Genomic DNA, 20,835 nt, shown 5'->3' with positions numbered 1-20,835 from the left:
TTGGCTACCAGCACAAGCGACCGCCAGACCAACATGCTTTCACCAGCACCCGTCGCTGTTCATCGACTCCGCTGTTGGCTCGGCTGGGGCGGGATGTTTGCTGTTTTGGGATTGATCTACGCGTCGATTGTCCCGCTGGAATTCCAGCCCCTTTCGTTTGCCGAGGCGATCAAACGGTTCCCGGAAATCCCTTGGTTGAACCTGGGTGTCTACCGAAGGGCGGATTGGGTCGCCAACGGTTTGGTGGCATTTCCGTTCGGTTTCCTGCTGGCTGGAGCTGCCGATCGCGATTCCCGCACGACGGGCCGGTATGCGTTGGCGCTGTTGGCGATCATCGTTTTTGGCAATGCGCTCGTCGTGGCGATCGAATTCCTGCAACTGTGGTATCCACGGCGGACCGTTTCCCAAAACGATATCGCAGCCGGCTGTATCGGGGCCACGATCGGTCCACTGGCCTGGATGTTTGTTGGACGCCCGGCTGTCGCCGCATGGCGGCAAGTCCGTCGACTGACCTGGGACGGTCCTTCATCGCGACGGATCACGGGTTGGTTGTTGCTGATGTATCTATCTCTGTTGATCGCGTATTCGGTGTTGCCTTTGGACATCATGTTTTCGGGGAACGAATGGCAAGCAAAGTGGCAGGCAGGCCGTTTTGCTTGGGTTCCGGAACTGAATTTGGTTTCGATCGATCTGCAGCGAGGCACATTGCATCTCGCGCTAAGCCTAGTACTCTCCGCGGCTCGCATGTTACCTGTCGGTTTGTTGTTGGTCGTGTCGGGCTGGCGACAACGTGGCTTAGCGCTGTTGATAGGAGTTCCGATCCTGATCGAACTGTTGCAGGCTCCCATCTTCACACGTTTTACAACCTTTGCAGACGCGTTGTGCGGTTGGGGTGGAGGTCTGTTGGGGATGGTTGTCGGGCTGCAATTGGAACCGATCGCGCGTTTCAATGACCGGCTGGCCGTGCGTGTGGCTGCCGTTGTTACCGCATTAGCGGCCGTTGTGATGGCATTTCTTGGCCGCTACGAACGGATCGCCAGCGATGCGGAAGTCGCCTACGCGTGGTCCCAATTTTGGACGCCGCCATTCGTAAAATATTATTACACAAGCGAGTTTATGGCAGGTTCAAATCTGATGGGCAAATTGATCGCGTTTAGTATATTGGGGGGGGCGTTGTGCAACGCGTTCTCGCGACCAGGTCAGCGCGTTTCACCTCCCCGACTTGCTTCCTGTTGCGTGTCGCTTGCGATTGTCGTTGGGGCCGGGGTTGCCATCGAAATCTCGCAAATCTACCTGGTACCGTTTTACGGCGACGCCGCGGATGTATTGATCTATGCCGTGGGCGCCTTCTGCGGATGGGGCTTCTATCGATCGATAGTGACCTGGGGTTTGACACCCGATCCATCCAGTAACGGCTCTTATTCTAGACTTTATCAGTAGTCGGCGCGACGATACTATTTTCCGTGTCGATTGACTTGAATGTTTTCCCAGTGACCAACGATACCCTGCCGACCGATTTGCAACTGCCAGCGGGCGTGTCGTTGAATTCTCGCGCCGCTGCGTTGATCGCGACGCCCGGTTCGTGGCCGTTGGTGCTGCATACGCGGGTCGTCAATGGTACCGGAGGTGGTCCGGAGAAGACGATCCTCCATTCGCCTCGCTTCCTGAACGATCTGGGGTACGACTGCTTGTGCGTCTACTTCCGTGATCCCGCCGATAGCGGGTTTGAATCGATCGAAGCGCGAGCCCAAGAGGCGGATGCGCCGCTGGTGGCGATCGATGATTTTGGACCTACCGATCGCGGTATCTTGCGACGCGCCAAGGGGCTGCTCTCCTTGGTCGGCAACAGGCCGTTGATTTGGCACGGCCACGACTACAAAAGCAATCTCGTTGGGATCTGGTTGCGCAGAACCCATCGAATGCGGATCGTCTCGACAGTCCACGGATGGGTGCTCAAGACATGGAAGACGCCCCTTTATTACGCGATCGATCGCTGGTCTCTGCGACGCTGCGAGGCGGTGATCTGCGTTTCCACCGACCTGTTGGAGACGTGCCAGGGGATGGGAGTGAAGTCGAAGTCGTTGATGCTTGTCGACAATGCAATCGATCTAATGCAAACGCGGCGCAGCCAATCGATAGCCCAGGCCAAGGGGGAACTCGGCTGGCCTGAGTCCCGATTGCTGGTCGGAGCGGTGGGGCGATTGTCGCCCGAAAAAGGTTTCCATCTGTTGATCGATGCGGTCGCCCAGCAGATCCGCGCTGGAATCGATGTCGGCTTGAGCATCGTGGGGGAGGGGCCGGCGCGGGGCGAGCTGGAACAACAGATCGCCGACCTGGAGCTGGGGGATAGGATCCATTTGGCTGGATTTGTCGCCGACCCCGCCATGCACTACCAAGCGATGGACATCTACGCGCTCAGTAGTCTACGGGAGGGATTGCCAAACGTTTTGTTAGAAGCGATGGCGTACGAAGTGCCGGTCGTTTCCACGCGTGTCGCCGGTGTCCCTCGGCTTATCGATGGCCAGACCAACGGCCGTCTGGTCGATTGTGGCGATCGTGAAAAGTTATCGGCGGCGATCGGCGAGTTGCTGTGCCAGCCCGAGTTGCGGCTGCAACTGGGGCAAGCGGCTCGCGCGACGGTGGAACAACGTTTTTGTTTTGCAAAACGGATGCAAATGATGGCGGCCGTTTATGATGGCCTGCAGCAACCGGTCTCAGTTTAACTTTGCTATGAATTTGGAGACACTCGCTGCCGTGAACGAACAATCCAAAACTTCAATTTTCATACGGCGCCGTTGGTGGGTCCTGCTGGTCGCGGGTGGACTCTGGCTCGGGTTGCCCGGTTGGGGATGGTTCCAACAAGGTTGGCAGGCCGTGGAAAAAATCCTCACCCATTTTGTCATGCCGGTGGGGCTGATCTGGAATCTCGCCATCGCCGGCTGTCTGGTTGCCTTTTGGCGGCGACAAGACCGGCTTGCCTGGCACTATTTGGCGTTTGTCGTGCTATTGGGGGTTGCGGGAAACAGCTGGGTGGCGGCGCGGATGAACTACTTGCTGGAACGCCCCGTGTTGCCGTTTAAGCACTCCGCAGATCAGTCGTTTGACACGGTCGTTTTGCTGGGGGGAAGCACAAAGATGGGGCTCAGTGGGCAGCCGGAGCTATTGTGGGACGGTCAGCGCCTGATCTTGGCCGCTCAAATGTATCACAGTGGCCGCACATCGCGGATTCTTGTAACCGGCGGTAACCCAGCATTCTCCGACGGGGAAATATCGCATGCGCAACAAGCTCGGATCCTCCTTGAATCGATCGGCGTGCCAGCTGCGTCGATCGAGTCTCTTGAGGGAAACAACACCCGGGAAGAGATTGCGCTTCTGACAACACGGTTTGATGCAACCGATGAAGAGCAGCGTTGGGGGATGATCACCAATGCGGGTCATATGCCGAGAGTTTTGAGACTGACAAAGCGAGCGGGACTGTCAATCGAACCGCTGCCGATCGTTTTCCTTGGTCGGGGCGAGGGATCATTGGGACCGGTCGGTATTGTGCCGAAGGCGTTCGCTGTGCACCAGACAACCGTTGCCGCCTACGAAATCCTGGCCGGGATGGTCGGGCAATAGACGCGGCGCAAATCCGGTCCGCGAGTGCGACCTAGCGGTTTGTCCAACTTTGATTTTAGGCGTGATGGTAGTGGACGAGGTCACGAGCTGTCGATTACCCACAAGTCGCAACTACGCCTCAGGCGCCCGCAGCCATTCGCCAGTGGCTGAGCGTACGCGATACCACCGGAATGTAGCGAGTCGCGACGTTTCGCCCCCGCAGGCGGTCGCAGCGCACCTGCATATGATTCTGTGACCGGCTTCGCGGTCACAGAGGCGATGGATTTAGGAACCGTAGGTGGCGTTTGCGCCTACCTACGGCTAATTGCCCCAATCCCTTCGAGGCTGTGATTCTTTTCAAATGAGCGGCGAGACGCTAGCCGCCGGTTCGGAACTCAATGCATTCATCAGGGAAAAACCGGCGGCTAGCGCCTCGCCGCTCACGGATCTCGAATACGGCTACTCACTAAGTCACAGCCTCTTGGGGATATTTGTGGGTAATCGACAGGAGGTCACGAGTCCCAATAATCTATGGCGCGAAAGGACTCGTGACCTCGTCCACTACCCCAAAATGCAAATGTGGATGAAGCGCTAGGTAGGAAGAGTTCTCAGAGAGGTTGAGCGTCAAAATTTTCAAGAGCAAGCTGCGGCTGGACCGGGTGATGGCGCTCGGTCGGGCGATTCGAGGGAACGCACTTTTGCGGAGCGAAAGGCCACAAGCGAGCGGGCAACGAAGAATTTCCGGCAGATGCAAAATTTAACGATGAAAACGATTGCACCCACCTCCTCTGGGGGTTAATGTTTGGCATATGGAACTCCTTCGAACTCGAATCGTCTCCCGCACCCTGTGGATCGCTGTTGCGCTCTTCTGCAGCGCAGCGGGGAGTTCGTCTGCGCATGCTGCGATCGATGTGGGGTTGGATTCCAATTTGCCCGACGTGGTTTCGATGGCTCCTGCGGCGGACGACGCGCCGAATGTTATCGAAGAGGCGCCGATCGATTTTGGGTTTCAGATGGTCGACGGTTCGACGCCAAGCGGCCCCTTGTTCGGATTGGCGGCCGGTCGAACGAACGTTGTCAAGGATCACGACGGTCGTTGGATTCGCTGGCGTCGTGAGCGGGTCGACGAGCTTCGCAGAGTGCAACTGTTAGACGACATACCTCGGCTCATTCTTGTTTGACACAAGACCAAACAGAATGACTTTCTTTACTAACGAAATGACGAGGATTCTTCTTATGACTAAATATTTTGCTTTACTAGCCCTACTGCTGGCGTCGACATCCGCCAATGCTGCGAGTCTTTTTCCTTCAATTGTGGATCCTGGTGGGTATGACGGAGTTCAAGATGACTTAACTTTTGCGGGAGTTAAGGGAACATACGTGCATGGACCAGCAACCCAGCCATTTTTGAACAGCTTAGCCGTTCATGGTGATACGCTTCTTGGCCTATATTCGCTTTCAACGATTGGTGGGGATCCACTTGCTCCTGGAAGCTATGCTGCACTGATTGTATCGGCAGACTTTATAGGAATCGGACCTGGGGAGGTTGCTGGTTTGCTGGAGGCAACCACCCGTTCCGGCTACTCTATTGGCGATGTACTTCCAAACGCCCAGCTTTCTCCGCTCTTCACTAACGGTGATATAGCAGCGTCCTCTGCTGCCTTGCTGACAAGCACGACGTTAGACTTTGGTTCGATTGATGCAGCTAATTTGGATACTCTCGGCGAATTTGTGTCTACTTTCGATAGCACTGATTATCAAGTTGAGGGGCTTTTTGACCTGGCAGCAGGTGTTGGTGGTGGCGTGTTGACGACATTGAATGCTGAGTTTGGCTTTACTAAATTGGCCACAACTTTTGAGCCTGTTACATTCTTGCCGGCAACAATGCCCGGTAGCGGTTTGCCCGGATCGTACGATCTTTTCGTAGGGTCAAGCGGATCATTGCCAGGACCGCCAGGTACGTCGCTGTTTACTACAGCGCCCGCTTTAGGCGGGGTTGGTTCGCTATCCGGTGCGGCTGTGGGGGCTGTTAATCCCATTCCCGAACCCGCTTCGATGCTGACTCTTTTGGGTTGCGTTGGTGGAGCTTGTGCGATGGGACGTCGTCGTCGCAAAGCTGCACGCGCCGCTTAAGGCTTCCGATGATTCGGGGCCTCCTTGGATGAGGAGGCGTTGATCGAGTTTTGAAGGCAGGTTCTCGCATCGAGGACCTGCCTTTTTTTGTTCCGAGGTTTCTAAGTTTTGCGATGGTTTTGAGGTGGTTGTGTCTGTGTCGGTGACCGAGCTGATCGTCGAGGTTGAAGACCTGAAAGACTGCGATCGGCTGCGGCTCGATCTATCGTCCGATGACGACGCGTCGTGGCCTCGCTTGGCAGCCCATAATCCCGCCTGGTGGGATGCAATTCGGTTGGGGCTGGGGCACTCGGGATACCTGATCACGGACCGCGATGGCGATCGGATCGCCGGCATGCTGCCGCTGGTGCTCGTCAAAGGGCCGATCTTTGGCAGCTTTTTGGTCTCGCTCCCCTACATCAATACCGGCGGCGTCTGGGCGAGCGATACTGATGCGGCGACGCGGTTGATCGATCGAGCGTGCCAGTTGGCCGACGATCTGGATGTCAAATACCTGGAACTCCGACACGAGCTGCCTGTTGAACATCCGCGGCTGAACTTTCAACGGACCGAGAAGGTCCACATGCGGTTGCCCTTGCCCGCCACCGATGATCTGCTCGACAAATCGTTTAAATCGAAGCTCCGCAGCCAGGTTCGCAAGGCGGACCAATCGAATCATCGCATCGCTTGGGGAGGCCGCGAATTGTTGGACCACTTCTACAACGTCTTCGCCGTCAACATGCGCGATCTCGGGACGCCTGTCTTCTCCAAAGGGCTGTTCGCCAAGATCCTCGACGCCTTTGCCGGCGATGCGGAGCTGTGTGTTGTCAGCGGCGATCGACAGCCCCGCGCTGCCGCATTGTTGGTGCACGCCGACGGTGTGACCGAGGTCCCCAGTGCGAGCTGCCTGCGATCACAAAATCATACGGGAGCCAATATGTGGATGTACCGGCATCTGCTGCGCCGAGCGATCGAGCGTGGCAGCCACACATTCGACTTTGGCCGCAGCAGCCTCGACAGCGGCACGCACAGGTTCAAAGCGCAATGGGGAGCTGTGCCGACGCCCGCGATTTGGCAGTACTACGTCCGCAATGGGGATGTCGATGCGATGCGTCCCAATTCGCAAGCGAATCAGCGGCGGATCAAGATCTGGCAGAAGCTACCCGTTTGGCTGACAAAATCGATTGGACCGAGCATCGTTCGCGGGATCCCCTAGCCGTCCGAGGAGAGGGGCTTTCGCGCGGTCGTGAGACGGCGCCGAATCGTCCGCAAAATCGAATCGGTCGGCCGCTGCACCCCAGTCAATCTGCAGCCCTTCCCTCACCAGGTGTATGGGATCTTTCACTGGGAGGTTAACATACGCGAGGGCTCTATCGTTTTTGTGTTTTGGCGAACTCGCCGCGTCCTAGCGGATTGTCGTTTTCGTTGCCTCATCGCGATTGGCCTGACGCGTTCAGGCCCCACACGAAAGTGCTGGGTTCGGATCAGTCACTCACTGACGCTTCGGATTGCGAAACCGACAAACCGGTGGCGTCTGCTGGCCGATCGAACCGAAGCATTGTTTTTCCCCGGGGCGTTCAAATAGTCGATGTGATTTGCTGTGCCGTTGATGGAACCACCACGCTTGAAACTCATACGGTCGCAATCGCATGATTTCAGCCGATTTTGGCCTGTCGAGCCTTGGGGGGTGCAAATCGCCACCGCCAGCGGTGCACGACGGGTTTCGCAAGCCTTCCCCTTTCCGTTTGCGTTGGTTGGTTCCCATCCTGGTTGCCAGATCCATCTGGCCGACAGTTCGCTGCCCGATGTCGTCGGTTTGGTCTGCGTTTTCGGAAGCCAAGTGGAAATCACTCCGCTGGTGCCGAAGCTGCAAATCAGCGTCGAAGCGTTTAACGGCGGGGTGAGCTTTCATGTTGGCAAAAATCGAATCACGGTTCGCGTTGAAACGCCCCCCAACGGTTCGCGCCCCGCGGTCGCGTTCCAGCCGCCCGATCTGGAACTCACCTACCTGCATCGTCGTCGTCGGTTGCGCTTGCACCGTCGGGTGACTCTGATCGGCGCCGATCACCCCAGTTCGCTGCGGCTGCGTTCGGTCGGCTTGCAACCGTGCCAGGGGGCGTTGATCGTCGTCGAAGACCAACTTTGGTACCTATCGCTGTGCCCCGCAGACCACGCTGTCCCACGTGCCGGCGCGACATGGCAAAATTTGACCGATGTAATGTTTCAAGTCGGCGCTGTCGGAATCGGTCGATTCCATCGTCCTGCCGACCCGTTTGTCGTACGCCCATGGGCAGTAGCGCGTCGACACCGTTCCGCACCTCGTACGCAGGAGGGAGATTTAGTCTTGGCAAAGTCGAAGAAAAAAGGGCGTCCAACACCGCCTCGGCAATCGATCGACCCCGATCTGTTGACAGCCCAAATTATGCGACGGACCCAATCGCTGGGCCGCTGGCGTTGGCTGAAGCAACGCTTCCTCTGGGGGATCATCATCACGCTCACAACAGCGCTGTCGACCTATACGATCGTCGAGATCTGGAAGGCGGTGCGGCGACGGAACATGGACATCGAATTGGAACTGCCCGCCCTGGAGATGATCAAGGAGTGGATCGCCAGCCACCTCTAAGAACCGAATCGTACGTGGCAACGACCTGACATGTCGTCGCCCATCGACTCTTGGCGGATCACGTGCGTGGATCCCCATTGTGGCTGCCCCTTCATTTGCGATCTCCCTTTGCCGGCCCAGGGCATTTTGCCGGCAACCTCGCGTTCGGTTAGCGATATCGGCCGCCGTGGGATGGCGGTTTGACCGATTGCTATTTTCACCGACGCTTCCGTTTGAAGCCCTTGAGAGCCCCGGGGATCCAACGGTCCTTCTTTGAACCAGGCAATCGGTTATATTTTATATTAGCGTAGGGCGATTCGAAGGGTCGCCAGGATATGGAACGCCGGGCCGCTTGGACACAGATTGGATATCATCTTGGGGACAAATCAAAAGCAACATCTCGATCCGCTGTTACGCAAATGGCCTTTCGACTCGCAAAATCTGAGCGTTCGGATGGTCAAAGGAGAGGATGGCCGCGATGTCATCCAAATGCGGGTCGACATGGGGATCTTGCAGCTGGAAACGACCGACCGCCCCGATGGTGAACATCCCGAGGGTTGCAGTTCGATTCTCGAGGCGATTCGCAAGCAGGAACTCGATGAAGTCGGCTTTACGCTCAGCGACGAACAATGCAATCAGGTCGATCGCGAGTTCATGCAGTTCTACCATCGCCGCATCTGCTGGCTGCGTCTGCAACACTATCGCCGCGCCGTCCTGGACGCCGACCACACGTTGCAATTGATGGATGCGGCTCGCTTGCATTCGCCCGACGAGGATTGGTCGACGACACACGAACAGTACCGTCCTTTTGTCTGGTTCCATCGCACCCAGGCCCACGCCCTCGCCGAACTCGAAGACGACGGGGCGGAACAGGCGGTTTCAGCGATCAATGCGGGACTGGAATCGATCCAAGAGATATTCGACCAACACGACGCCGAAGAGCATTTTGAAACCGACGAATTGGTCGTTCGATTGCGTGAGCTGCGGGAGTCGTTGCGGCGCGAGTATTCGGTCGGCCGCACCTTGCAAGAACGATTGCAAGAGGCAGTCGAGAGCGAACAATACGAATTGGCCGCGCGATTGCGCGACGAATTGGCCAAGCGATCGATGAATTAGGGCGGATTCCAATCATGCCGTTCGCCGCCCTCACCCGGCTGTTTCATCCTAGCGTGATGCTTCGGTCTCCGCTGGGGACATCGACCTGGCTGTTGCAGCTGAGATGGTTTGCTGTCGTGGGCCAATTGGTCACGATCACTGCCGTCGCCCGATTTTTCCCGATCGAATTGCCGCTGGAGCCGTTGTTCGCGCTGATCGGCTTCACCGCCGCGTCGAACTTGGCCTACACGATCTGGCTGGGAACGCGCGAACCGACCGAACCGCAAGCGACCGACGATGCGCTCTATCGCACCGAAGTCGCCTCGCTGTTGATGACGCTGGATCTGTTGACCTTGGCGGCGATGCTCTACTTCTCCGGCGGCGTCGACAATCCCTTTGTCTTCTTCTTTTTTGTCAATCTTGCCGTCGCTGGCGTCGTCTTGCGGCCCGTCTGGGCGTGGATCTTGACCAGCATGTCGATCGCCAGCTTTGCCCTGTTGACCTATTACCGAACGCCGATCGAATTGCTTTCGATCGATTCGCACGCGGCCGGATATCGGATCCGCGAGCATGGAATGTTGATAGCGTTTTCGACCTGCGCTGCGGTCGTGACCTATTTTGTCTCTCGGATCGCCGAAGAACTGACCGTTCGCCAAACGCAACTGCGGACCGCGCTGCAACAACAATCGCGCAGCCAACGCTTGGAAGCGCTGACGACGCTCGCCGCCGGCGCCGCCCACGAACTCGCCTCACCACTTTCAACGATCGCCGTGGTCGTTCACGAAATGCAGCGGCACGCGGCCGATGCAGATGTTCCCGCGGCGGTCCGCCAGGATCTCAGCCTGATCGAATCGGAAGTCAATCACTGCAAGGCGATCCTGTCGCGGATGCGAAACGCTGCCGGCGATCAAGCGGCAGAGCATTGGGATCGGATCACGCTGGTCGATCTGGTCGATGCGATTCTCGAAGGCGTTCGCGATCCGCACCGTGTGGAGGTCTCCGACGACGTCGACAGCTTCGAAAACTACACGCTCTGGATTCCGATGGAAGCTGTCGCCCAAGCGATTCGGAATTTGATCGGCAACGCGTTGGATGCCAGCCCTGCAGAAGCCTCCGTTGCGATGGAAGTCAGCGCCGAGGAGGAGCACTTCATTTTGGAGGTGATCGATTCGGGAGAAGGGATGCCGGACGAAGTCGCCCAACGCGCCGTCGAACCTTTCTTCACGACGAAGCAACCGGGCAGCGGAATGGGGTTGGGGTTGTTCCTGACTCGCAACGTGATCACGCGACTGGGCGGCACCTTGGAATTCGACACCCAGATCGGCCGCGGTACCCGCGCAATCGTTCGTCTGCCTCGCCGCCAGCAGATCAACCCCGAAATCCATGGCGACGACGCATCGCAAATAACGCACAATGGTTTAGAATAGGAAAAGCCTTGCGAATCGCGTCGGTTCGCCCTACATCAGCCCAAGGATCACTGCAGCGACATGACCGAGCCAACGAGTTCCGCAAGTCTCGAATCCAATGCGGATCCCATCACGCGTGGGCTGGATGCCGAAGCCTTGGGGGCGTCGAGCATCATTGTTGTCGACGATACCTTTGTGCTTCGCGATCGACTGAGCCTGGCATTCCAGCAGCGTGGGTTTCGCGTCGAACAAGCGGGCGATTACGACGAAGCAATCGCTAGATTCAGTTCACGGCCAACCGATCTGGCGGTCATCGATTTGCGGATGCCCGGCCGCAGCGGTTTGGACCTGTTGATCTCGATCAAACGAATCCACCCCGAGACCAAAGTTGTGATCCTATCGGGATTTGGCAGCATCGCCGCGGCGATCGACGCCGTCCGCATGGGAGCGACCAATTTCCTTTCCAAACCGGCCGATGTCGATGACATTCTGAACGCCTTTGTCCGGGGCGATCAACCGCAAACCCACGGCTTGGATGGTTCGGAATTCCCGGTCCCCTCGCTGGCTCGTGCCGAATGGGAACACATCCATCGCGTTCTTTCGGATTGCAGCGGCAACATCTCCGAAGCGGCACGCCGCTTGGGGATCCACCGCCGATCGCTGCAACGCAAATTGCGAAAACGAGCCCCAGATGATCCGACCAGCGAGTGATCGTGTCGGCACTTCCATCGGTCGTTCCATGAAGGTCTCGATAAAAAGACGCGACGGCCAATCGGCCGCCGCGGTCTGAATCTGCCGCGGGGCGGTTTACAGCTTCTGGGCTTCTTTCTCTTGAGCGTGTCGGGCGACCGTTTCCTGGAAACGCTTCTTCCCCTTCTCGACAACCGCGCGAATCTGTCGCGTACTCTCTTCGCTCTCTTTCCGCAGTTCGGTGATCATCGTCAGCGATTCGATTTGGAAGTCGCTGATCGCATCGACAAGTTTCTGAACCGATTCGGGGTCGACAGTCGAACCGTAACCGGCACGCAGCGCGGCGCGTTCGAGTTCACGGCCAAGATCCGCGACATCTTCGAGCCCCTTGTTGACTCCTTCTTTCATCGCCTCGGTCGCCTGTGTGACTTCGTGCAGTCCCTGTTGCGACGTGTAGACGGTTCCCAAGATCGTGAAGACGTGTTCGTTGGTCGTGAAGAAGGTGACCGAACGCCGGAAGACACGGTCTTTGACGTCGTGTGTCTGTTTCAGTTTCGTGATCAATGTCTCGCCGACGTCGTAACCGATCGATAGGTTCTCGGTAATGTCTTTCAGCAATTGGAACGTCCGATCCTCTTCCTCGAACTTCTGCCGCGCTTCGTCGCGAGCCAATTCAAGCCGCGAGCGCGACCCTTCGTCCTCTCCTTGGAAATCATCGATCGCCGATTGCGCTTCGGCCAGGCTCTGTTGCGCCGCGGCTAACGTGGGACCATGTTTGTCCAACAGTTCGCTAGCCAACACCTCCGCTTCCTTCAGGGCAAAGCGAAAATCGATGTAGCCATCCATGATCGCTTCTTCGCGGCTCAATTGGTCCTTCGTGTCGGCCGTTACATCCCGGTAGACATCGATGATTTGATCGAACCGATCCGAAGGGGTTCCACGACGGATCTTCATCCACCAGTTCTGCCACTTTTCAGTGAATCCTATCCGCCCATCGTCCAATTGGGCGATCAACATCTTGCTGTCCTCGCGGACCGAATCGAACATCTGCGTGATCTCCAGATAGCGATTGCCGACCTGGATGTTTTCGACGTTCTCGCGAACCAATTGGTTGAACGTGCTCATGTGTTGGATCACTTCGGCGATCGCCAACACGCGGGCTTCGTCGACATGTTTGACGCTCTCCAACAAATGGATCATCTCTTGCGGCGTATCTTCCCGTTTCGACAATCCAAATTTGTCGAGCACGTTCAACGCTCGATCGAGATATTTATGCATCGATCCGCTGGTCGCCGACGCAGGACTGGTGGACGCTTCCGCACCGGCCGTCGTGGGTGCCTGGGCTTGTTGGTTTGCTTCGCTCATATCCGCTTTCTCAACTAAAATTGTTTCAGTAAAAAGACAAAAGACGCCTCGCCCGTCTGCCGGCCGCCCCAATGCGACAGGCACTCGATTGAGGTTAACATTTCCGACCGCCGAAACAAAGCGCCGGCGCGAACGGTTCAGGGGAAATCCCTGTTCAGAAAAGATGAAATTGCGCGGACAGCGTTCGACGCAACCGAACCGGGTTCGATTAATAAGAAGTCAGCTTGGGCGCAAACGGTTCGATCAACAGCACCCGTTCTTCCATCGGTCCGGAAGCCAAGATCAGCCCATCATCCCCCATGATCAGATCGAATGCCAAATAGACCTGATCTTCGGTCATCAGACCTTGGGATGCGTACAATCGCACCTCAGCCAAGGCGACCAATGGATTTTCGGGAGGACTCATGATCAACGAACCGACCCGCGCGGTGACCATTTCGGGTGTCAACGCTGGCAGCGGTTTGAGTCGCAGATCCTCGCTCCCCCCTTTGAAGACACCTTGCAAATCGTCGAGGACCAATTCGCGTGGATCCAACTCGCGGCTCTCCATCGCTTGGTGGATCGATTTGTTGTTGATCTTCTTCGACGCACGTCCGATCGGCCGGCCCGTGGAGACCAAGATCCAGCGGACGCTCGAATCGTTGTTGACCCAACCGTTGACTTCGTTCTTGTTCACCGAAACATCGATCTGCAAGTAGGCGTCCAATCCCGCCTGCTTCGCCTTTTCCAACAGCTCTTTCGGCCGCGCGGCGCCCAGATAGACCAACCCCGGGCTAACGCGAGGGGGCCCCGCGGCCATCCCCAGCATTCCTGCCATCCCCCCCGGCGCAGCGGCCGCGTCACCAGCGGGCCCTTCCGCCGACATCTCTGCCGCCATGTTCTCCAACCCCCCTTCGGCCATCATCTCCGCCGCCATGGCACTTTCCATTCCCTCTTCCATCCCCCGCTGCTCGGCCGACCGTCCCTTCGGTTCCTCTTTGTCGGGAGCGATTGCCGTGACCGACGAAAAGATGCTGCCAAAGTCTCCACTGCTGAAATTTTCAGCGAACAGATCCAGTGCGATCTCCCCGACCAAACCGACATGTTGTTCGATCTCCCCCGCGGGCCCCGCTGCGCTAGCGGTTGCCCGTCCACCAGCCATTCCTTCGCCCATTGGAACCGATTCAGACAGGCCCTCCGCGGGGCCGCCATTTGGGTTTCGCCCCGCTTCTTTGGGGGCCTTCATGTTCTCGCGCACCGGATGCAAGTTCCCGGTGTGTTTGACCGCCGCGATGTTCAATCCGACGCCGACGCGCAAGCCCCAAGTGGGACGCTTGGTCGCTTCGGACCATCCGACCTTTTGATACGACTGGGACGCAGCGGCCAGTTCCGGCTCGGCAACGAGATGGGCTAACAACAGGTCATAGGCACGCGTCTCCATCCCGGCGGCAAACGCCAACTTGGCTTGCGACATATAATCGCTTGGCAAAGGCTCGGGTTCCGGCTCGCTTTCGGATGCTGCCCCGTTCGCAATCCCTTGAATTTCCCCCTCGGCCCCAATGATCATCTCGCCCGAGGCCGGCGCCATCCCATCCATCATCCCGGGCTCCATCGACGCCATCATCGCTTCTTCGGAGCCAGCGGGGTGCCCCGAAGCGGCCATCTCCATCGCCATCTCGGGACTGCCAGGAATCATTTCGGGGGATTCGGAAACGCCCTCCGACTCCATCGCCATCTCTTCAGTCATCGCTGGGGATTGCTCTCCCGACATGTCGGGAAGAGGAGCCTCGTCCGGCATCACCGCCGCGGGATCCATCACCATCCCCGGATCCGATTCGCTCGGCGCGTCGGGAGTCATCGCAACTTCCGCGGCTTCCGGTTCGCTAGCGGTCGGAGCGGGCTCGGAACTGCATCCGGCCAACGCGAGAGTCGAAAGCAACAGAATACCTAAGCCAACGGAATGCAAATGCATCGTTATTCCCTGAAAAGAGTCGACGTAGCCAAAATCTCCGCCATAAAAGCGGTAAGAAAGTAGTATGCCGACTTTATACCAAAAAGTCGAGCAAATCGGGGGATTCACGCCTCTAACCCCGCGAATTGCTTGCAATACAAACGACGGGGAAGCTTGCAAACGCTGCCAGTCTCCCCGACAACCCGGTTGTCTTTGCGATCGGCGCAAAATCGGGAGCAACGTTTCGGGAACTAAATCGCTGTAATCAGCTTCTAAGCATCGAGCCCCTATCTACAATAGGGATGATCGCCCCCCTTAATGACCTGGAAAACGACCGGACCATTCGAAGCCGTCGATCGAAGCGATCTCCCTACGTAATTGCGGCTCCCCAACAATCGCTTCTAATCCGCGCGTAATGCTCCCTTAAAATTGGCACACGCGTTATATTTAGGATGCGGGCAGAAACGTCACGGGCCGAGCAACACATGCGAAGTGCTATGTTTTCACGACAACCATCGAATAAAGAAACATTGCGTCGACAACGACGCCGGGCACGAATTTTGGCGTTAGGCTTTGAGAGCTTGGACTCGCGGCGGGTACTCGCGTCGATCACCGGGGTTGTCTTTGCCGACGACGACCTTTCCGGTCTCCAGGACAACGGCGAATCGGGACTGCCAAACCGGATCGTCTACATCGATCAAAACCATGACAATCGCTTGAACGGTGCCGAACCGTACCAGTTGACCGATGGATCGGGATCGTTTGCGTTCGAAGATCTTCCCGCCGACGCATATTCGCTGCGAATGTTCGATGGCACCGGCACCCAAAAAATCACCGCCCCCGAATCGGGCGTTCATTCGATCTTCCTGACCGCCGACGCCAGCGTGGGGCAAATCGATTTTGGCGTCCAGATATCGGGCGAAAACGAGGCACCCATCTCCGATCCAGTCCATTACGCGACCAAACAAGGGCTCTCCTTTGTGCTGCCGTTTCCCAACGGTTTGGTTTACAAGCATGGTGCCGATACCCCCAATCAGACATTTGTCGCATTGCAAACGTCCGAATCGGAAAACAGTTTGGTCGAGATCAGTCTCGCGGGGGGACTGCACTACATCCCGGCCGATGATTTCGTCGGCCAGGACACCGCGACGTATGTGCTGCACGACGGACGCGATGCCTCTGATCCGATCACGTTGACGGTCGATGTGGTCGACAAAGACGCTCCGCTACAAACCGTAGTCTTCGATGGCGATCCGCTGCCCGAGAATTCACCCGCAGGAACGGTGATCGGGAAATTGTCGGTCCTCGCCCCCAGCCTGCAAGGAAACATTGTTTTTGCACCGCTAACCCACCATGTGCAAATCAACGACAACCTGTTGATCCTAGCCGATCCCGCCTTGGTGAACTTTGAAGTCGCTCCCGAGGTGAGAGTCCTCGTCCAAGTGCTCGACCTCGATCTTGGCGAGGAGGTTTCCCAAGTCGAAATCGTGATCCCCGTCTCCGACGCCGATGATCCCATCCGGTTTTTGGGTGGCCCCGAATACGGCGACACCGACGAACATGCGACCGGAACCTCGTTCGGAATCGTTTACGTCGAGGATGAAGACGTTGGCGAACAACATACGATCGAGGTCGAAGACAGTCGCTTTGAAATCGTTAACGGGATGCTGAAACTTCGCGACGACGAAGCGTTGACTTATCCCGACGACGATGGTTTGGTCGTAAACTATACGGTCGACGATCCCGCCCCAGGTGGGACCCAACATACCAACCAGATCACGATCACTGTCTTCAACCTCAACGACCCGCCTACCGCATTGAACGTTAGTGGCGGGCTGCGGGAGAAGATCTATGGTGCCACCGTCGGCCCGGTGACCGTGATCGATCCCGATCCGCACGATACTTACCATTACACGATCAGCGATCCACGATTTGAAATTGTCGCCGGTGTCTTGAAGCTTCGCGACGATCAGACCGTCGACTACGCCGGGCCCTCGTCGTCGATCACGATGAATATCACCGCGACAGAAAATTCGGATGCGAATTATTCGGTGGAATCCGAGGTCACGATCCCGATCCTTGAAAACGCGTCGCCGTGGCAGAACCTTCCCGAGAGTCTCGATGTCAACAACGACAACGTGATCACTCCGCAAGATGTCCTGATCATCCTCAATTCGCTTAACGAAGGTGGCCCACGACCGCTGAATTCCCCCTTCGACGGCGAATACTATCTCGACGTCAACGGCGACGGTCTGCTGACCCCACTGGACGCTTTGATCGTCGTCAACGAACTCAATACGATCAGCAATCTGAAGTCGATCCCAGGTGGCGGTTTCCCGCCGATCGGCGAATCGGAATCGACCGAGGATGCACCGCCGTCACCGGAAGGTGAATCGATTGCCGAGGCCGCGCAAACCGAATCGGCTGCGAATCAAGATCACTTCGCCGCGCCATCGATCGCTCAACCGTTGATGGTCGCCGACGCGGATCAAGAGCCGTTCGACGAGGACGAGGATTGGTTGGAGACCGACCTGGAAGACTTGTTCGTCTAACGTACGCCGCCACTCAACTGCGATAGAAATCGATCCATCGCAGCTTCAGCTCCACCGGATTCGTCAGGAAGATCGCTTGGGGCAATCGCAAGTCGAAATAGCGTTCTTCGGGCTTGCCATCGTCTTCGGATCGCACGTCGCCTGATCCCCTCCGGATCTCGATCCAATAGGGGTTCGACCGATCGATCTCTCTCGACGCATCTCCTTCGATCAACACGGTTTTCGCTGCGGAGCCATCCTTGTCGGACGAAGCAACGAAGGCTTGCAGCACGATGCTGCCATTGTCGATTCGGAAATCTTCAAGCCCTTTCAAATACAGTCGAATCGTCACGTCGCTTGGCCAGGCGTCGGCGGTTCGTCGAATCACCGCTCGACCGATTCCGAATGGGCATTGGATCGCAAACCGCGTCTCCGCCCCCTGCTGTGATACGACCACTTTGTCGTCCGATCGTTTTGTCGTGATGATGAATTGCGGCATCGCTCCTTCGCTCGCCGGCAGGTCGCAGGCGATGCCTTCGGTTGCCATGAGGATCGCAATCAGAAGAGCGAGTCGATTCACCATCAGTTTGTCTCCATGGCAATTTGGCGAAACGTCAGATTGATCCGTTCGCCGACATCGGCTTTTGTCTTCGGGACATCATGTTTGCAGAACTGCTGCATCGTTCCCGCCATGATGATCAGCGTACCATTTCCCGCCGGGAAAGTTCTCGTTTCTTTTGTCCTGTTGTGCCGGATCCGAAACGATCGCGACGCCCCCAGCGAAACCGATCCGATCACGTTTCCCATTCCCGGTTCGTCGTCGGCATGCATCCCCATGCTGTCGGCCCCCGAACGATAGCGATTCAGCAGACAGAAATTGTAGCTGCCGAAAACCGATTCGATCCGCTGCTTGATCTCCAACAGCGGCGCGATCCAGGGCAATGCGATGTTGACCGTCCCCGAATAGCGGTACGTGACACCGACGTCTCCAAAAGATGCCGACAGCCGCGGTTGCATGTGACCGAAGAGCGCCGGCTTCTGATGCCAATCGACTTGGTCGCGGAGCTGTTCAAAGCAGCGATCTGAAACTTCGGCCGGCAGAAAGTTGGGCTGGAAATGCAGCAGCCCGCCATCATCTAGTTCCAAGAAGTCCAACACATCCACCTCGTTCTCTCGACCACAGGTTGGGACGAACCGACGCCGCGACTAATGATCCCCATTGGCCTGCATCCGTTTGTCGTGCTCCAACGACTGCCAACAGTACCAACTGGCGACCGATGCATAAGGTCGCCAATTGGCCGCGATCGACTGGCTGGTCGCAACGTCGGGCAGTTCCTCAAGACCGTAGCGTTTCCGAATCGCAGCGCGAACGCCCAGATCGTCGTGCGGAAAGACGTCCATTCGGCCGAGCGAGAAGATCAAGAACATTTGCGCAGTCCATTTTCCGATCCCTTTGACAATCGTTAACTGTTCGATGATCTGGGCGTCCGAAAACCGGCCGATCGGTCGCAAATTCAATTCTCCACCGATAACCTTGTCGGTCAAATCCAACAGGTATTTTGCCTTCTGCATCGAGATCCCGGCCGTTCGCAGGTCTTCGGCGGAGAAGCGAGCCAAATTCTCGGCGGTCAGCCCCTCGTCGCCGGCAAGCTGTACCAACCGGGCATGAATCGACCGCGCCGCACCGGTTGAAATCTGTTGCGAGACGATCGATCGAACCAGCATTCCGAATCGGTCTCGCTGACGGCGCATCTTAAACTCACCGACATCATCGATCATCTGGCTCATGATGGGATCGGCGGCTCGCAAATGAGCGATCGCTAGATCGGTCTCAGATTGTTTTGTCATCAGTTAGTGTCGTAACCAGCATGTGAGAGGAGATCGACGCAACAGGGAGCCGGGCCAATTCGTGGTCCGCTCGGTTCACGGCGAACAATCCAGTTCCCCAAGTCGATTGGTTTCCGAACCGATCAAACGATCTTTCGCCGGTCGCGTGAGCGCTTTGATCGCCAGTTCTCGCTTTAGTGCGGAACTTTGATCCGGCTGCGTCTCCTGGTAGACAAACGCCACGGGCAACCGAACCCGAGTGTAGCGCGAGGCGGTTCCGGCATTGTGCTGTTTCAGCCGCCGACGGAGATCTTTGGTGATACCGGTGTACAGCGAGCCATCGCCGCAGCGCACGATATAGACGAACCACCCCGACGGGGATGACGACGGTTGGGAGGATTCGGATGGCGTTTGCGGCGAGGATGACGTCGACACGTGCGGGATGCTCGTAACGGTTGCGTGTTTGGAGAGAGAAGGCGACAACAGACATCGCAAATCGAAAGCGAAGTCCTGGCGGTCGCGGAATCGTAGCAGAAAGGGAATGCTGGCGATGACATCGTTTTGCCAAAAAACAACGGACACTTTGAGAAAATCGACCGGCAACTGGAGCTCCCAATCCGACCAGCGAGACTCGCTGGTGGATCCGCAGCAAAGATGTGGGGTTTCAACCGCGTCGATGACTGATAATCTAATGCTGTCGCTTTCGACGTGGCGGATGTGGCAAACGGGTGTTTGATTTACCGCGGCAATCAATACGAATTTAGAGATCATGAGCGAAAACGCAGCATTTGGCGATCGATTGGCACAAGCGGTTACGGACAAGAAATCGGTTGTTTGCGTCGGGTTGGACCCGCGATTCGAGCAATTACCAACCGGTCTACGCGATGCGGCAGCCGCCAGTCCGCAGGGTCGCGCCGCGGCGTTCAGCCAATTCTGCCGAGAGATTATCGACGTCGTGGCCCCTTTGGTTCCGGTCGTCAAACCGCAAGCTGCCTTCTTCGAACAATTGGGGCCCCATGGCACGATGGCGCTTGCCGAAACGATCGAATATGCCCATCGCAAGGGTTTGATGGTGATCCTGGATGGCAAGCGGAACGATATCGGTTCGACCGCGGCCGCCTACGCTTCGGCCTATCTCGGTGCCGGCGACCGCAGCGCATGGGGCAGCGACGCATTGACGGTCAGTCCGTATTTAGGGGCTGACAGCATCGAACCGTTTGTCGAGATGTGCGACTCGCGGCAGGCGGGGATCTTTGTCTTGGTGAAGACATCGAATCCCGGCGGCGGGCTGCTGCAAGATCGCCGCGGCGAAGACGGCAGCGTCTACGAAGCGGTTGCCAATCTGGTCACTCAACAGAATGCCGACCGGCTGGGAACCAGCGGCTACGGACCGGTTGGAGCGGTTGTTGGGGCGACGTACCCCGAACAACTCGCCGAACTGCGTCAACGGATGCCGTCGGCTTGGATCCTGATCCCGGGCTTCGGCGCTCAAGGCGGATCGGCTGCCGACGTCGCTGCCGGTTTTGATGACAAGGGACTCGGCGCGATCGTCAACAATTCGCGTCACATCATCTTTGCTCACGCCCGTCCGGAGTTCAAAGAGAGCTTTGGCGACGCGCGTTGGCAGGAAGCTGTCGAAGCGGCGACCCGTCAGATGAACGAGCAACTGCAGCGATAGTA

The 20,835-nt window shown here is 57.3% G+C and carries 18 protein-coding genes; 12 read left to right on the top strand and 6 right to left on the bottom strand.

All coding sequences use genetic code 11. The annotated features are described in order from the left end of the window. From EC9_RS12055 to EC9_RS12010, 10 genes are all read left to right on the top strand, one after another. Nucleotides 1-1,440: a VanZ family protein gene (locus EC9_RS12055; RefSeq protein WP_145345480.1), complete on the top strand. Its 1,440-nt coding sequence runs from the start codon at nt 1-3 to the stop codon at nt 1,438-1,440. A 50-nt stretch (nt 1,441-1,490) separates the two neighbouring features. Further along, the gene (locus tag EC9_RS12050; protein ID WP_246106092.1) at nt 1,491-2,723 is read left to right on the top strand and encodes a glycosyltransferase family 4 protein; all 1,233 of its coding nucleotides are present in this window, start codon (nt 1,491-1,493) and stop codon (nt 2,721-2,723) included. A 151-nt stretch (nt 2,724-2,874) separates the two neighbouring features. After that, nucleotides 2,875-3,618, top strand: coding sequence for a YdcF family protein (locus tag EC9_RS12045; protein ID WP_218934751.1), 744 nt, complete (start codon nt 2,875-2,877; stop codon nt 3,616-3,618). Nucleotides 3,619-4,514: 896 nt separating this feature from the next. Beyond that, on the top strand, nt 4,515-4,778 hold the full coding sequence (locus tag EC9_RS12040) for a hypothetical protein (RefSeq protein WP_145345476.1): 264 nt from the start codon (nt 4,515-4,517) through the stop codon (nt 4,776-4,778). Between the two features lie 16 nt (nt 4,779-4,794). Continuing rightward, nucleotides 4,795-5,730, top strand: a complete 936-nt coding sequence (locus tag EC9_RS12035) for a hypothetical protein (RefSeq protein ID WP_145345474.1) — start codon at nt 4,795-4,797, stop codon at nt 5,728-5,730. A gap of 136 nt (nt 5,731-5,866) precedes the next feature. Then, complete coding sequence (locus EC9_RS12030) at nt 5,867-6,925, top strand: FemAB family XrtA/PEP-CTERM system-associated protein (RefSeq protein ID WP_246106091.1); 1,059 nt, start codon at nt 5,867-5,869, stop codon at nt 6,923-6,925. A 408-nt stretch (nt 6,926-7,333) separates the two neighbouring features. Continuing rightward, a complete protein-coding gene (locus EC9_RS12025) occupies nt 7,334-8,332 on the top strand; it encodes a hypothetical protein (RefSeq protein WP_145345472.1) in 999 nt (332 codons plus the stop codon). Nucleotides 8,333-8,686: 354 nt separating this feature from the next. Continuing rightward, nucleotides 8,687-9,427, top strand: coding sequence for a UvrB/UvrC motif-containing protein (locus EC9_RS12020; RefSeq protein ID WP_246106090.1), 741 nt, complete (start codon nt 8,687-8,689; stop codon nt 9,425-9,427). 14 nt (nt 9,428-9,441) lie between these two features. Then, nucleotides 9,442-10,833, top strand: coding sequence for a sensor histidine kinase (locus EC9_RS12015; RefSeq protein ID WP_246106089.1), 1,392 nt, complete (start codon nt 9,442-9,444; stop codon nt 10,831-10,833). A gap of 60 nt (nt 10,834-10,893) precedes the next feature. After that, nucleotides 10,894-11,523: a response regulator transcription factor gene (locus EC9_RS12010; protein ID WP_145345470.1), complete on the top strand. Its 630-nt coding sequence runs from the start codon at nt 10,894-10,896 to the stop codon at nt 11,521-11,523. Between the two features lie 96 nt (nt 11,524-11,619). Here EC9_RS12010 and EC9_RS12005 read toward each other — a convergent pair whose 3' ends face one another. Together EC9_RS12005 and EC9_RS12000 are read right to left on the bottom strand one after the other, a co-directional pair. Next, complete coding sequence (locus tag EC9_RS12005) at nt 11,620-12,867, bottom strand: cell surface protein (RefSeq protein ID WP_145345468.1); 1,248 nt, start codon at nt 12,865-12,867, stop codon at nt 11,620-11,622. 208 nt (nt 12,868-13,075) lie between these two features. Next, nucleotides 13,076-14,818 carry a hypothetical protein gene (locus tag EC9_RS12000; protein WP_145345466.1) on the bottom strand — a complete coding sequence of 581 codons (1,743 nt, stop codon included), beginning with the start codon at nt 14,816-14,818 and terminating at the stop codon, nt 13,076-13,078. A 509-nt stretch (nt 14,819-15,327) separates the two neighbouring features. On the opposite strand from EC9_RS12000, the gene EC9_RS11995 reads away from it, so the two are divergent. Beyond that, nucleotides 15,328-17,349 carry a dockerin type I domain-containing protein gene (locus EC9_RS11995; RefSeq protein ID WP_218934750.1) on the top strand — a complete coding sequence of 674 codons (2,022 nt, stop codon included), beginning with the start codon at nt 15,328-15,330 and terminating at the stop codon, nt 17,347-17,349. Nucleotides 17,350-17,362: 13 nt separating this feature from the next. Here the strand turns inward: EC9_RS11995 and EC9_RS11990 are convergent, their stop codons facing one another. The 4 genes from EC9_RS11990 to EC9_RS26960 form a co-directional block, all read right to left on the bottom strand. Further along, the gene (locus tag EC9_RS11990) at nt 17,363-17,911 is read right to left on the bottom strand and encodes a hypothetical protein (RefSeq protein ID WP_145345462.1); all 549 of its coding nucleotides are present in this window, start codon (nt 17,909-17,911) and stop codon (nt 17,363-17,365) included. Beyond that, nucleotides 17,911-18,492, bottom strand: coding sequence for an alpha-ketoglutarate-dependent dioxygenase AlkB family protein (locus tag EC9_RS11985; protein WP_145345460.1), 582 nt, complete (start codon nt 18,490-18,492; stop codon nt 17,911-17,913). Before EC9_RS11985 ends, EC9_RS11990 begins: the two co-directional genes overlap by 1 nt. 42 nt (nt 18,493-18,534) lie before the next feature. Then, entirely contained in the window at nt 18,535-19,176 is a 642-nt protein-coding gene (locus tag EC9_RS11980; RefSeq protein WP_145345458.1) for a DNA-3-methyladenine glycosylase family protein, read from the bottom strand. A 75-nt stretch (nt 19,177-19,251) separates the two neighbouring features. Next, nucleotides 19,252-19,590: a GIY-YIG nuclease family protein gene (locus EC9_RS26960; protein ID WP_246106088.1), complete on the bottom strand. Its 339-nt coding sequence runs from the start codon at nt 19,588-19,590 to the stop codon at nt 19,252-19,254. A gap of 334 nt (nt 19,591-19,924) precedes the next feature. On the opposite strand from EC9_RS26960, the gene pyrF reads away from it, so the two are divergent. Further along, the gene (gene pyrF / locus EC9_RS11970) at nt 19,925-20,833 is read left to right on the top strand and encodes an orotidine-5'-phosphate decarboxylase (protein WP_145345454.1); all 909 of its coding nucleotides are present in this window, start codon (nt 19,925-19,927) and stop codon (nt 20,831-20,833) included. Nucleotides 20,834-20,835 lie beyond the last annotated feature (2 nt).

Origin of the sequence: Rosistilla ulvae (assembly GCF_007741475.1) — a bacterium.
In the GTDB taxonomy this organism is placed as follows: domain Bacteria; phylum Planctomycetota; class Planctomycetia; order Pirellulales; family Pirellulaceae; genus Rosistilla; species Rosistilla ulvae.
This window is presented reverse-complemented; position numbering and strand designations above follow the sequence as displayed.